The organism is Pseudoalteromonas sp. MelDa3 (assembly GCF_002863625.1).
Lineage (GTDB): Bacteria > Pseudomonadota > Gammaproteobacteria > Enterobacterales > Alteromonadaceae > Pseudoalteromonas > Pseudoalteromonas arctica.
This window is the reverse complement of sequence record NZ_PJBR01000105.1, coordinates 1-14,726: the sequence shown is the minus strand read 5'-3', so window position 1 is coordinate 14,726 and position 14,726 is coordinate 1. Positions and strand designations below refer to the sequence as shown.

General features: G+C 39.2%; 11 protein-coding genes. 6 read left to right on the top strand and 5 right to left on the bottom strand.

Annotated elements, in window-relative coordinates; all coding sequences use genetic code 11:
* On the top strand, positions 1-910 hold a 910-nt coding region (locus CXF89_RS16340), incomplete at its 5' end, for a GGDEF domain-containing protein (RefSeq protein ID WP_145990831.1).
* Positions 911-1,091: 181 nt separating this feature from the next.
* On the opposite strand, the gene CXF89_RS16335 is transcribed toward CXF89_RS16340, so the two are convergent.
* Positions 1,092-3,644, bottom strand: coding sequence for a glycoside hydrolase family 3 protein (locus CXF89_RS16335; protein ID WP_121955199.1), 2,553 nt, complete (start codon positions 3,642-3,644; stop codon positions 1,092-1,094).
* Positions 3,644-4,918, bottom strand: a complete 1,275-nt coding sequence (locus CXF89_RS16330) for a sugar MFS transporter (protein ID WP_121955198.1) — start codon at positions 4,916-4,918, stop codon at positions 3,644-3,646. Before CXF89_RS16330 ends, CXF89_RS16335 begins: the two co-directional genes overlap by 1 nt.
* A gap of 258 nt (positions 4,919-5,176) precedes the next feature.
* Here CXF89_RS16330 and CXF89_RS16325 point away from each other — a divergent pair, with 258 nt between their 5' ends.
* The 3 genes from CXF89_RS16325 (at position 5,177) to CXF89_RS16315 (ending at position 8,941) form a co-directional block, all read left to right on the top strand.
* Positions 5,177-6,505 carry a GH1 family beta-glucosidase gene (locus tag CXF89_RS16325; RefSeq protein ID WP_121955197.1) on the top strand — a complete coding sequence of 443 codons (1,329 nt, stop codon included), beginning with the start codon at positions 5,177-5,179 and terminating at the stop codon, positions 6,503-6,505.
* Between the two features lie 46 nt (positions 6,506-6,551).
* Complete coding sequence (locus CXF89_RS16320) at positions 6,552-7,874, top strand: glycoside-pentoside-hexuronide (GPH):cation symporter (protein WP_121955196.1); 1,323 nt, start codon at positions 6,552-6,554, stop codon at positions 7,872-7,874.
* Between the two features lie 62 nt (positions 7,875-7,936).
* Positions 7,937-8,941 carry a LacI family DNA-binding transcriptional regulator gene (locus tag CXF89_RS16315; RefSeq protein WP_121955195.1) on the top strand — a complete coding sequence of 335 codons (1,005 nt, stop codon included), beginning with the start codon at positions 7,937-7,939 and terminating at the stop codon, positions 8,939-8,941.
* 72 nt (positions 8,942-9,013) lie between these two features.
* Here CXF89_RS16315 and CXF89_RS16310 read toward each other — a convergent pair whose 3' ends face one another.
* Positions 9,014-9,682: a DUF2987 domain-containing protein gene (locus CXF89_RS16310; RefSeq protein ID WP_101162854.1), complete on the bottom strand. Its 669-nt coding sequence runs from the start codon at positions 9,680-9,682 to the stop codon at positions 9,014-9,016.
* Complete coding sequence (locus tag CXF89_RS16305; protein WP_121955194.1) at positions 9,675-10,481, bottom strand: glucosaminidase domain-containing protein; 807 nt, start codon at positions 10,479-10,481, stop codon at positions 9,675-9,677. The genes CXF89_RS16310 and CXF89_RS16305 overlap by 8 nt, the downstream gene beginning before the upstream one ends.
* 184 nt (positions 10,482-10,665) lie before the next feature.
* Here CXF89_RS16305 and CXF89_RS16300 point away from each other — a divergent pair, with 184 nt between their 5' ends.
* Complete coding sequence (locus CXF89_RS16300; protein ID WP_076925924.1) at positions 10,666-11,958, top strand: anti-phage deoxyguanosine triphosphatase; 1,293 nt, start codon at positions 10,666-10,668, stop codon at positions 11,956-11,958.
* Positions 11,959-12,058: 100 nt separating this feature from the next.
* Here the strand turns inward: CXF89_RS16300 and CXF89_RS16295 are convergent, their stop codons facing one another.
* A complete protein-coding gene (locus CXF89_RS16295; RefSeq protein WP_121955193.1) occupies positions 12,059-14,215 on the bottom strand; it encodes a prolyl oligopeptidase family serine peptidase in 2,157 nt (718 codons plus the stop codon).
* Positions 14,216-14,379: 164 nt separating this feature from the next.
* Between CXF89_RS16295 and CXF89_RS16290 the strand changes: the two genes are divergently transcribed.
* Positions 14,380-14,694 (top strand): Mpo1-like protein, encoded by a 315-nt coding sequence (locus tag CXF89_RS16290; protein ID WP_010552524.1) that lies wholly within the window; start codon positions 14,380-14,382, stop codon positions 14,692-14,694.
* The last annotated feature ends 32 nt before the right edge of the window (positions 14,695-14,726 follow it).

Below are 14,726 nucleotides of genomic sequence, written 5' to 3'. Positions count from 1 at the left end.
CAAAAACGTAAAAAATATTAGCTTTATGCCTCTTTACTGCATATTTGGTTTTTCTAGCTTATTGTTATTGGCAATTTATCCTTTCGGTGCAGCAAAAATGCTAACGAGTTTAGTAATTGCCGGATTATTTATTTACACAGCGTATTTAATCAAAAGCATGAGCTTTGTTGCTAAAGCCCAGAAAAAGGCGTTAATTACCTGCTTTTTAGTGCACAGTGGAGTTATGTTTTTAAATGCTATATTTCTATCAATACCGGTACTTAGTTCGAGTATTCAAGATGTAGCAACCCCTTTGCAAATTGTGCTTATTAGTCATTTACTATTAGCCACACTGAGTGCTCTTATACTGCCATTTTTGTTATTTTCCAATAGTGAATATACGCTATCGAACCTTGCCAATACCGACTCTCTTACACAGTTATTTAATCGCAGAGGTTTCTTTAATAACGCTAAAGCAGTCCTTAAACAACCTAATAACAATGATATAAATGTATCTATAATTATTCTAGATATCGACTTTTTTAAGCATGTAAACGATAAGTACGGCCACGACACGGGCGATCAAGCAATTAAATGGATTGCGCAGCACATAAAAGAGCAATTTATTGATGAGGGTATTTGCGCCAGAATAGGCGGTGAAGAATTTGCAATATTACTACCAGACTATTCCCTACGAGCAGCTAAAGAATATGCAGAGCACTTACGTGAAAATATTTCTAAGCATCCGTTTTATTATCAAAACGCGCATATAAAACTATCTGTGAGCGCGGGAGTGAGTCACTCTGTAAATGGTAAAATGAGTGTAAAAGACTTACTGTCGTTGGCTGATAAACGCCTTTATCTTGCTAAAGAAACCGGCAGAGATAAAGTAGTTAGCTTTGACGAAAAAAACCTCTTAATGCAGTGCTAATTATTTTACAAGCTATTATAAAAAAGGCCCCTCTTATAAAAACGCGGTAACCCTTTGTATTTATAGCTACCAGTTCCTATTAAGTTATATCAATTAGCTCAAGTGTTTATGCAGGTTACCTCTACATAAAAAAAGCCCTTCATTCGAAGGGCTTTGGTATACACACAATAGAGTTAATAAACTACTTACAAGACAGTGTAGCTTCGCCTGTTTTATTTGGCACAAACTGAATATTAGCCACAGAAATTGACGCTTTACCATTGCTGCGTAAACTAAATGGGCTTGTTAGGTTTGCAAAATTAACACCCTTATCAGCAAAACAACCTAAATCGATTGATACTGACTGCCATTTATTCTCAATGGTTTTATCCACTACGTTTGCTAAATCAATGCTTGCACCACATTCACCCGAGCAAGTCATAGCAAGTGCTATATCGCTCGTTAGTGCTTCGTTTAATTTAATATCAAAGCTAATCACACTATCGGCTTCAACATAGGCAATGGTATCTTCTGCAAAGCTTGTTACTATTTCAGCACTGGCTTTTTCTGTACCGCTGAAGTTAAATTGGCGCGCGTCTTCTTGTACTGTTTTGTCCTCAGTACGGTATTTAATTGCACCAAATTCATGGGTACTACTCGATACATCTAAAAGCTCATCGCCCGATTTTAACAATAAGCGCCATGGTGCTACAGGTGCACCAACAAGTATATCCATACTCGTAAGCCCAGAGTTATCAAGTTTAGAGTCTTCATCAAGGTCGTCAGTTAACACGTTTTTATCGCCGTACGATAAGCCAAAACCATAAGGGAGTAATGGGTCGTAATTTTCATCACCTTTATTTACCGCAGTTTGTACCGCTGATTTAGGCCAAGAAAACGATAATTTACCTTTAAAGTTATTTTGAATGGTGCCGTCTGCCGCTTTTAATAAAACATCAGCAATACCTGCGCCTTCTGTACCTGGCAACCATGCAGCTACAAACGCGTCAGATGCGTTAAGTTCGCTGTTAACCCACATAGGTCGACCTGATATAAACACCGATACAACAGGGATACCTTGCTCTTTTAGTGAGTTTAAAAGTGCTAATGACTTTTTATTTCCGCGCTCAAACTCAAGGTTATCTTTATCGCCGTGCCCTTCTGCGTAAGGTTCTTCACCAAATACAACAATGGCAACATCAGGACGTTGCTCAAACGTACCATCAGCGCTTAAAGTAACACTTCCACCTGCTGCAGATATTTGATCTTCAAGCCCTTTGTAAATTGACGTTGCTCCAGGGAAATCTGCATTTTTGTTATTGGTACCTTGCCACGTAATACTCCAACCACCCGACTGTTTACCTATATTATCGGCACCATCACCTGCAACAAGTACGCGTTGATTAGCTGCAATAGGCAATAGGTTATTTTTATTTTTGAGTAACACAAGTGATTCGCGCACAGCTTGACGTGCTACTTCGCGGTGCTCTTGGGCACCAATTAGCTCTGTTTTTCCAGAGTAAAGACGCTTAGCCGGGCTTGGTTTATCAAATAAACCAGCGCGAAGTTTTACGCGTAATATTCTGCTCACTGCGTCATCAATACGCGACATACTAATTTCGCCTGACTTAACTTGCGCAATTGTATTGTTATAAAGAGGCTTCCAGGCACCTGTTGGCACCATGAAAATATCAAGGCCAGCATTAACGGCTTGCGCACAACTTTCGTTAGTACAGCCTTCAATTTGACCGTGACCGTTCCAATCGCCTACTACAAATCCATCAAAACCCATTCGTGTTTTTAATACATCAGTAAGTAGATATTTATTGCCGTGATTTTTAACGCCATTCCAGCTATTAAAAGAAGCCATAACCGATTGGCTACCTGCTGATAAACCGCCTACATAGCCTTGTGCGTGAATATCAAATAATGATTGTTCACTGTCGATATTATTACCCTGATCATCACCATCAACCGTGCCACCGTCGCCAATAAAGTGCTTAACGGTACTAATTACTCGCTTGTCACTTAAAAAATCGTCATCGGCTTTACCTTGTAAGCCATTTACTATGGCTGCTGAGTAATCGTGAACAATCTTTGGATCTTCTGAGTAGCCTTCGTACGTTCTGCCCCATCGGTCGTCTCGTACTACTGCTACAGTGGGTGCAAATACCCAATCAATACCCGTAGCCATTACCTCTACTGCAGTAATCGATGCTATTTGCTCGATTAAATCAGGATTATTCGCCGCGCCTAAACCAATGTTGTGCGGAAATAACGTCGCACCAATTACATTATTATGGCCATGTACTGCATCGGTGCCCCACATAGTTGGGATACTACTGCCATCAACTGAGTCGTCGACAGAAGCTTGATAAAAGCTCTCTGCTAAGGCTACCCAGTCCATAGGTGTTGCATGTTTGTCGCCATTAGGGAATGCGCCACCACCATTAAGATATGAACCGAAGCCATATTTACGCATGTCTTCAACGGTAATATCACGAATTTCTGGCTGAATCATTTGAGCAACCTTTTGCTCAAGTGTCATGGCTTTTAAATAGTTAACTATTTTAGCTTCAATATCGGCATCTTTTTTAACGGCAATATTAAGTTTTGGCCAAATTTGCGCTGTTTTAGATAACGTTTCATTAGTTTCAACCGATGTCACTGCGTCGTTTGAACAAGCCGATAAAGTACCTACTGATGCAATTAATGTTGCTAAGGCTATTTTATTAAGTGTAAAAGGGGTTTTCATTATAGAGTCTCCTGCGCTTGAACTGGTTTGCTACCGCTTAAACCATAGAACACGATAAATATGTAACATAAAATAGGTAAAACATACGAAAGTTGAACACCCACAGTATCAGCAAGTGCACCTTGTAAAAGTGGCACTATTGCACCACCCACAATCGCCAAACACAAAATACCAGAGCCTTGAGCTGTATGTTTGCCAAGTCCATTTAACGCTAAACTAAAAATAGTGGGGAACATAATAGAATTGAATAAACCAACCAATAGTATTGACCACATTGCTAATTGACCCGACGTGCTCATGGCAATAACGACTAAAATAATAGCCATGGTTGCGTTAAAGCCAAGTACTTTACCAGCAGGTAATTTTTGCATTACAGCAGCACCAATAAAACGCCCAACCATAGCACCACCAAAATAATAAGTGATGTAATGAGCTGCAGCATGCTCTTTTAGCCCTGCTATATTTTCTTGTGCTAAAAAGCTTACTAAAAAGCTACCAATTGCCACTTCGGCGCCTACATACATAAATATACCCACAGCACCTAATACAAGATGGCGATACTGCCAAGCACTGCCTTCAATTGCCTCTGATTTTTCGGCTTCTGCTTTTTGCTCGCTCATAATGTCTGGTAATTTAAGCCATGCAAAAATACCGGCTAGTAAAATAAGCATTGCAGCTAAAAGGAGGTAAGGAAGTTGAACTGATTCTGCATTTTGTGCAGGTGTTAAAAAGGCTTCTGACGCTGAGTCCAGAATTAACAGAGCACCAAATGATGGCGCAACCGTAGTACCTAACGCGTTAAAAGCTTGGGTTAGTGTTAAACGAGACGACGCAGTTTTTGCTGAACCCAACAAACTTACATAAGGATTTGCAGATACTTGTAATAACGTTATGCCACTGGCAAGTACAAATAAAGCAAATAAAAATACAGGATAACTATGTAAAGACGCTGCTGGGTAAAATAAGATACACCCTACTGCCGCAATTAAAAGCCCAACCACGATTCCTTTTTTATAACCAAGCTTTTTAACAATGTATCCACTAGGGAGTGACATTAAAAAGTAAGCGCCAAAAAAGCAAAACTGCACAAGCATTGCTTGAACATAAGTTAAATCGAAAACCGCTTTTAAATGCGGAATCAAAATATCATTTAAGCAGGTAATAAAACCCCACATAAAAAACAGTGAAGTTAAAGATGTAAGTGCAAAACCATAGTTTTTATCTTGGTGGTTTTGCGACTGTGTGTGTGATGTCAGTGGTGCTGAACTAGCCATGTGCTCTCCGCAATTTATTATTATAAATTGATCTTCAGTAAGTAATTAATACAAACCTCGCTAAGGCGCAGTATTAAAGAGTTGACCTGAAGATTAATTAACATTAATCTAAAAATGTAAGCGCTTTCACGGCTAATTAAATACGAACATGTTACATATTTCAACAACTTTTATTTTTAATAATGTTTTGTACCCGCTGAAAGTCAGTAAAAATAAGCGCTAAGCGTGCAATTAAGTTCTCAAAAAGGTTTGTAACCAATGACAAAAATATCATTACCATTTAATTCACCTCTATTAACAAAAGACTTTGTTTATGGTGTAGCTACAGCATCATTTCAGATAGAGGGCGGGTATGAGCATCGCTTACCGTGTATTTGGGATACCTTTTGTAGTACTGCAGGTAAAATTGCTGACAATTCACATGGTCACATTGCCTGCGATCATTACAACAATTGGCAACAAGACATAGATTTAATAGAGTCTCTAGGTGTTGATGCTTACAGGCTTTCTATTTCATGGCCTCGCGTGATGACTCAAGACGGAAAGTTAAATCCTGTAGGCGTTAAGTTTTATACTGATATTTTAGATGAGCTAAAACGAAAAAATATAAAAGCCTTTGTTACTTTGTACCACTGGGATTTACCGCAACACCTTGAAGATGAAGGCGGCTGGCTCAACAGAAAAACAGCTTATGCATTTGAGCAATACGTAGAACTAATTACTAACGCATTTGGAACACGAGTGTATTCTTACGCTACATTAAACGAACCCTTTTGCAGCGCGTTTTTGGGTTACGAAATTGGCATACATGCCCCGGGCTTAGTCGGCAAGCAGTATGGTAAAAAAGCAGCTCATCACTTATTACTCGCTCATGGTCTGGCCATGAACGTGCTAAATAAAACATCGCCTAATACTCAAAACGGCATTGTGCTTAACTTTACACCCGCATATCCACTTACCGATAATCAACAAGACATAGACAGTGCCAAATACGCTGATGACTACTTAAATCAGTGGTACATGAAACCAATAATGGATGGTAAATACCCCGATATAATAAACCAATTACCAAGCAATCATTTACCAGACATACACCCTGGTGATATGGAATTAATTTCTCAGCCAATTGATTACTTAGGCATTAACTTTTATACCCGCCAAATTTATAAAGCGCACCCTACTGACATTTATGAACCCATTGCACCTACAGGTCCGTTAACTGATATGGGATGGGAAATTTATCCGCAATCGTTCACCGACTTGCTCGTATCGCTAAATAAAACATACACCCTACCGCCTATTTATATAACAGAAAATGGCGCAGCCATGCCCGATACATATAATAATGGTGAAGTTAACGACTTAGATCGTTTAAATTACTATAATGATCACTTAAATGCGGTTCATAATGCGATTGAACAAGGTGTTGTTATAGATGGCTACTTTGCTTGGAGCTTAATGGATAACTTTGAGTGGGCAGAAGGTTATTTAAAACGTTTTGGTATTGTGTATGTAGATTATAAGACGCAGCAACGCACCATTAAAAATAGTGGCTTAGCTTATAAAGAACTCATCTCTAAAAGATAAGAGTATACCCACAACTAAAAACAAGTATAAAGCGGGATAAACAATCATGGTCAGTGTAAAAGAAAAAATAGCGTATGGCTTAGGCGACACCGCCAGTAATATTATTTTTCAAACAGTTATGATGTTTTTAATGCTGTACTACACAGACGTAGTGGGTTTATCGCCTGCTGTTGTAGGTACTATGTTTTTAGCAGTGCGTATTTTTGATGCCGTAACCGACCCGTTAATGGGCAACCTTGCTGACAAAACACATACGCGCTGGGGGCACTTTCGCCCCTATTTACTTTGGCTTGCCTTCCCTTTTGCCATTATTAGTATTTTAGCGTTCACTACGCCCGATTTAGAAGGCACCGATAAAATAATTTATGCCTTTACTACTTACACTCTGCTTATGGTTGTCTACACCGCTATCAATATTCCTTATTGTGCATTGGGCGGCGTACTTACGGCTGATGTAAAAGAGCGCGTGACTATTCAGTCTTACCGGTTTGTATTTGGTATGCTAGGCGGCGTAATAGTAGCGGGTTGTACTATGCCAATGGTTGAGTACTTTGGCCAAGGCGATGCTGCCAAGGGCTATCAATACACAATGACTGCAATGAGTATTTTAGGTTTTGTACTGTTTTTACTTTGTTTTTTAGGCACAAAAGAGCGTATACAACAGCCTAAAGAGCAAAACATTCCTTTTGCCCAAAGTGTTAAAGCATTAATTAAAAACGATCAATGGCGAACACTTTGCTTAGCTGCATTCTTTTTACTTACCGGGCAAGTATTAAGGCTTACGCTTGCTGTTTACTACGTAAAATACTATTTAGGTCGAGACGATTTAATCACTTTATTTATGACGCTAGGTGTTGTAGCCAGCATGGTAGGTTGTGCTTTAGCTCAACCACTTGCAAAGCGCTTTTGTAAAATAAAGGCCTATATAAGCTTACAAGTTATTGCCGCCGCTATTTGTGGTTTTAGTTACTTTATTAGTAAAGATCAATTAGTACTCGCATTTACTGCCTTTATTTTATGGAAATTCTTTTTAGATATGGCAACCCCGTTGTTGTGGGCAAAAATGGCCGACACCATAGATTACGGGCATGAAAAAACAGGGGTACGCATTACGGGTTTGGTTTATTCAGGCGTTATATTTTTTATTAAAATGGGCGTGGCTGTAGGCGGCGCAATTGCAGGCTGGTTGTTATCTTTTTACAGTTATCAGGCCGATGCAGTACAAACTCTTGATACCCAACACGGTATTTTACTGTCATTCACTGTACTACCTGCTTTTGGCTCATTATTTGTTGCCTACATAATGAAAAAATATACACTAACTAATCAAGTTGTTGAAAATATTCAATCTAAACTAACAGCTAGTTAAGATATATACTCTAAGGTATTATTTAGCCGAAGTAGTTAAGGATAAGCGAGTGAACAAATAACATGGCAACAATTTATCAAGTCTCAGAGCTTGCGGGCGTATCGTTAGCCACCGTTTCTCGCGTGATGAACAAAAATACCCGCGTAAGCGATAAAACTAAACAAAAAGTGCTTGATGCCATGGAGCAGCTTGGCTACAAGCCTAATTCAATAGCGCAATCTTTAGCATCTAACTGCACTAACAGTGTCGGTATTTTAGTGTCTGAGTTACATGGTCCTTTCTTTGCCCAAATGATGGCTGGTATTGAGTCAGAGCTTCGTGCTGCGGGTAAACACGTTATTATTACCACCGGACACAGTGAAGAAGACAAAGAGCAAGAAGGCATTGAGTTTTTAATTAGCAGACGCTGCGATGCCATTATTTTGCACGTAGAAGCCGTTTCAGATGACTACCTTATAAAATTAAGCCAAGGCTCTACACCTGTTTATTTAATGAGCCGTTACGTCGAGCAACTAAAAGACAACTGTATCAGCCTAGATAACCAATTAGGTGGCTACCTGGCCACTAAATCGATATTAAATCAAGGGCATACACAAATAGCGTACATTGCAGGTCCGCAGTTTAAAGCCGATGCATTTAATCGCTTAGAGGGTCATAAACAAGCCCTTGCAGAAGCTGGCGTTAAATTTGATCCTGCCCTTTATTATATTGGCGACTTTAACGAAACTGGCGGTAGTAAAGGCTTAAAACATTTTATTGATGAAAAACTTAGCTTTACTGCACTGGTATGTGCCAATGACGAAATGGCATCCGGTGCTATGAAGTACGCACGAGAGCACGGTTATAATTTACCAAACGACTTATCGATTGTTGGATTTGATAACGTTATTTTTGCAAACTACCTGTACCCTACACTCACGACCATAGATAATCCGGTCGGGAACATGGGCGAAATGGCAGCAAAACTAGTGCTTAAAGACGTATATCAAAATAAAAACCTTGTTATAAATCGCTTTTTTGAACCTACTTTAATGCAGCGCGATTCATCAGCACCACTTATTAAATAAAAACCAAAGACTAAAAAAGAGTACTGATTTTGGTACAAAAAAAGCGGCTAAATGCCGCTTTTTGTATGTGAGCTACTTAACAATCCAAGGCGTTACTTTAATAACGTTCGATATATCGCCAAGCACTGCGCTATCATCTTCCCAGCTATCTTCAACTGCAAAGTAACACACTGACTTTTCACACGTTATGCTCTTATCATCAAATTGCATTGGGCTTTTAAATGTAACTGCTACGCCCTTTTGCTCTGGTAATAAAAACCACATTAATTTACTTACAAAAAAGCCCGACAAATCAGTTAACAGCTCATCAAGTTCTTCGTTAATGGTATATAACGACTGCTTTGAAAATGCTAAACCTTCAAGTTCGTTTGCTTCTATTTGTAGCTTTAATTGGCAATCGTGTACAGGATTGAGCGGCTCTACTACAATAACCGCTTTATCGGTATCAAGCTGCTTATCGAACGGCAATAGTAATTGTGCTTTATCGGTAAAGTTAAGTGGATACTCGTTTCTTTCGGTTAAAATAGTACCGCTTTTAATTGCACATGTTTCATTAGTACCAATATCACTAATGTAAAAGTTAACTCGCGCATATTGAAAATCGCCTTTGTTAACAATTTTTAAGCGGTCGTAAAAACCGTCATACGACATCACAAATTCTCTCGCATTTACATTAAACGCACTAATGCTCAGCAGCACTAACACAATAGCGTTGGTACAATTAAAAATGTATTTATTCATCAAAGTAGGCTCTATTTTGGCTAATCATCGTGTTTAACTCTTCTATATACGCTTCACCGCGCTCAGAGTAAGACATTAAACCATGTGTAAGTTCAGTCGCTAAAATTGGTTTTTGCTCAAGACGTAAGTTTTCACGTATTGCGCGCAAATCTTTATAAGCAGGATGCGTATTTATGTTTTTAAAGTAAGAGTTTATAGCAGCTCTTACCGATTTAAACGCAGCAACTTCGTGCGCAGCCCCTGTATTACGGCGTTTTGGCACCATGCCACAACCTTTTGTGTAACACCACTGACCAAAAAAGTTAAGGCCAATACGTGCAAAACGTGATGTACCCCATGCTGATTCGTTTGCAGCTTGCATAAGCGCTAATTCCTTAGGAATTATATCAACACGGCGTAATGCTTGCTTAAGTATGAGCGTATCAACTGTGGTTGGTAAGCCGTATGACTTTAAAATTTTAATAATATCTTTGCTTTGCTTAGATTGCAGTGGCTCGTTATCCTCAAGCATTAATCGTGCAATTTGAAGCTTAGCGCGTTGCTGTAGTATTTTTTTGTTTTCGGCTTCTACATGCGGGCGGATAAAGCTAAAAAATGCATGTTTTTTTTCTTTTACATCACTAAATTCAGAAAACTTAGGTAATTTTACGTTATGTAATGGTTTTTCTTTTTTCTTCACTTTTGTTGGTTGCTCTGACGTTTGTTCATCCTGATCAACGTCGTCACTTTGCATAAATGGATACGCAAGTGCCCATATAAAAAATACGCTCAGTAAAAGTTTAAAAATCGTTTTTAACATGTATTCTCTCTTTCAAACAACTAATTATGCATGGTTAATACACAAACATACGAAGGCGCATTATACCTAAGCCACTTTATAAACGCGAATAACGAAAAGTAGTGCATTTGTTCATTCGCAATTTATAAGTCCATGGGTATACTGGGCAAAGTTTAATAATATTAACTATGTGTGAGTAAGCAGTATGGATAAACAATGGCAAAGCCGAATAATAGAGCAATATAAACATCGCCCTAACGATAACCGCTCGCCGTGGCAGGTCGATCGTTCGCGTATTATTCATGCCGCTGCATTTAGACGTTTGCAAGCTAAAACCCAAATTATGGGTATTGGCCTAAACGACTTTTACCGCACTCGCCTTACCCACTCTTTAGAAGTATCGCAAATTGGTACTGGCATATTGCGCCATTTAAAAGCGCAACATAGTGACTTTACGCACTTTCCATCAACCGGACTGCTAGAAACACTGTGTTTAGCGCACGATATTGGCCATCCGCCTTTTGGGCATGGTGGTGAAATAGCACTAAATTACATGATGCGCGATCACGGTGGTTTTGAAGGTAACGCACAAACACTGCGCATAGTTGCAAAACTTGAGCCCTACAGTAATGGCCACGGCATGAACCTCACTCGTCGTACTTTATTAGGCTTTATAAAATACCCCGCGTTTATTAATACGCTTTGGCATACCATTCCTGACGATACAACCGGTCGTGCATTTATAAAAGCGGATGATTGGCGACCTGCCAAAGGGTTATACAACGACGATGCAGCCATATTTAATTGGATAGTAGAACCACTGAGTCAAAACGATAAAACATTGCTAGGTAGCCATGCCGCTATTGATAAGTACCGCGCTAAAACAACGTATAAATCGCTCGATAGCGCCATAATGGAACACGCCGACGATATAGCATACGCGGTACACGACTTAGAAGATGCCATTGCAACCCACGTACTTACGTTAGACGATTGGCAAACTCATGCTCTGCCTCATTTAAAAGCACTAAATTTTGCCTGGTTAAACACCATGCTTGAATCGCTGACCCAGCGTTTGTTTTCAAAAAATGATTATGAGCGAAAAGATGCCATAGGTGAGCTGGTTAATACCTTTATTATTCATATACATTTAGATATTCAAAACGATGACTTTGAATGCCCTATTTTAAAGTACACCGCTAAATTAGATGCCCAATACGACAGTGTATTGCAAATACTTAAGCATTTTGTGTTTCAACGTTTAATACGTGACCCCGAAATGCAGCAAATAGAGTTCAAAGGTCAAAATTTACTAATAGAGTTATTTACGGCGTTTGCTAGCGATCCGCTGCGTTTATTGCCCGAAACAACACAAGCACAGTACATAGAAGCACAAAAGCAAAACCAAGGTATGCGTATAATTTGCGATTACTTAAGTGGAATGACCGACGAATACGCTTATAAAACGTATCAACGATTGTTTTCACCTATGCAATAATACCAACCTGCTAACTGCAAACATTAAAAAGGCCGAGTAAATCAAATTTACTCGGCCTTTTTGCTCAGCTATTAAAGTTAGCTATTTAGTTAAATCGCTTTTATAACGACTCTACGCCCATGTTGTATAGCGTAAAACCAAATATATCAGCGTACTGCTCAATTGTTTTACTTGTTGGAGTACCTGCGCCATGCCCTGCATTGGTTTCTATGCGAATAAGCGTTGGATTATTACCCGTTTGCTTTGCTTGAAGCTCAGCTGCAAACTTAAACGAATGCGAAGGGACAACGCGGTCATCATGATCGCCAGTTGTGATCATAGTGGCTGGATATTCAACACCTGCTTTTACATTATGAAGTGGTGAGTAACCTTTAATGTATTCAAACATTTCTTTGCTTTGCTCACTGGTGCCGTAGTCGTATGCCCAGCCAGCGCCGGCAGTAAATGTATGGTAGCGCAGCATATCAAGTACACCTACAGCAGGTAGTGCCACCTGAAATAAGTCAGGGCGCTGCGTCATCACTGCACCAACTAACAAGCCACCGTTAGAACCACCACGAAGTGCTAAACGCTTTTTAGACGTGTACTTTTTATCTTTTAAATACTCAGCAGCCGCAATAAAGTCGTCAAACACATTTTGCTTTTGCAATTTAGTGCCGGCATTGTGCCAGTCTTTACCGTACTCACCACCACCGCGAATATTAGCAACGGCGTACACACCACCTTGCTCAAGCCATACTGCATTAACCGGGCTAAAGCTTGGCGTTAAACTAATATTAAAACCACCGTAACCGTATAAAATTGTAGGGTTTGAACCATCAAGCTTAATGCCTGTTTTATAGGTAATTACCATCGGTATTTTAGTACCGTCTTTTGATGTGTAAAACACTTGCTCAGACGTGTAATCATCACTATTAAAATCAATAGCCGACTTACGATAAACACCCGAGTCACCCGTAGTTACATCAAACGTATAAGTAGTACCTGGTGTTTTGTAGTTAGTGAACGAATAATAAAGCGTTTTTTGATCTTTTTTACCGCCAAAACCACGTGCAGTACCCACGCCTGGTAATGTAATTTCGCGAATTAGCTCGCCTTTTTTGTTGTACTGTTTTACCTGCGAAATTGCATCAACCATGTAGTTAGCAAAAAAGGTATCGCCACCTTTTGTCAGGTTTAATACGTTTTTGGTTTCTGGAATTAAATCAACCCAATTTTCTGGGCTTGGATTACTTGCATCAACCGTCACTACTTTTTTGTTTGGTGCATTAAGGTTAGTAACTAAAAACAGCTTGCTGCCTTCGTTATCAATCACTGATGTATCTGAATCAGTATTTCCAACAACCGTTACAAACTCACTGTTTTGCTTTGTTAAGTCCTTTATAAACAGTTTATTGCCTGAGGTAGACGTACTAGCTGAAATAAGTAGGTAGCGGCCGTCATGGGTTACATCAGCGCCTACATAGCGATGTTTTTGCTCATCAGTTTCACCAAATACAACACTATCAGCTGATTGTGCAGTACCTAGCTTATGGTAATACGCTTTATGCTGATCTGTTTTAGCCGAAAGCTCACTGCCTTTAGGTTTTTCGTAACTTGAATAATAAAAACCTTCGTTAGCTAACCAATCTATACCACTAAATTTAACGTCAACAAGCGCTTCTTCAACTTGCTCTTTGGTACGTGCATCAATAACTATAATTTTACGCCAATCGCTGCCGCCTTCAGATATTTGATACGCGAGTAATGACCCATCTTTTGAAAACGATAAACCCGACATAGACGTCGTACCATCTTCACTAAACTTGTTTGGATCTAAAAATACTTCAACGTCGCCGCCATCTTTACTGCGGTACAAAACATATTGATTTTGCAGGCCATCGTTTTTATAAAAATAGGTGTAATCGCCTTCAGTAAAAGGAGCGCCTATTTTTTCGTAGTTCATTAGTTTTTCAAGGCGCTGCTTTAACTTATCGCGATAAGGTATCTGCTCTAAATAAGAAAACGTTAAATTGTTTTGCGTTTTAACCCAATCGGCAGTTTCGTCGCTCATATCATCTTCAAGCCAACGATATGGGTCGCTAACCGCTTCTTCAAAGTAGGTATCTACTACATCGCCTTTTTTTGTTTCTGGGTATATAACTGCGTTAACTTGCTTCATAGGTGCTTTTACTTCTTCTTGAGTTACCGTATTAGTTGGCTCTGAACAGCCGCTAAGCGCTACAATTACAGCACACGCTAAAGTATGTTTAAACATCCTGAGTTCCATTCTTATTTATTAATAGTGCGCCTAAGTTATTAACTTTTAGCCCTTTTGTCTATTTAGATGCGTTAAGCGCCATTTATCGCTGTAAACAAATGTAAACTTACGCTTTAATAGCACGACCCTCATTAAAATAAAAAACAATAAAAGAGCACACTATGCAAAGTACAAACCCCACGTTTAAAAGCTTTAAAGCCTTCTACCCTTATTATTTAAAAGAGCACCGCAACGTGATTTGCCGCCGCTTACATTTTATAGGAAGCACCCTTGTTCTTGCTGTAATCGCAATAGCACTATTAAAACAACACTACAGTTTATTATGGCTATTACCTGTTATTGGATATGGATTTGCGTGGGTCGGACATTTCTTTTTTGAAAAAAACCGCCCAGCTACTTTTAAACACCCTTTTTACAGTTTGTGGGGAGATTGGGTAATGTTTAAAGATATGCTTGTTGGAAAAATTAAATTTTAACACTATTTTTAGCACTATTTTTTATACTAATT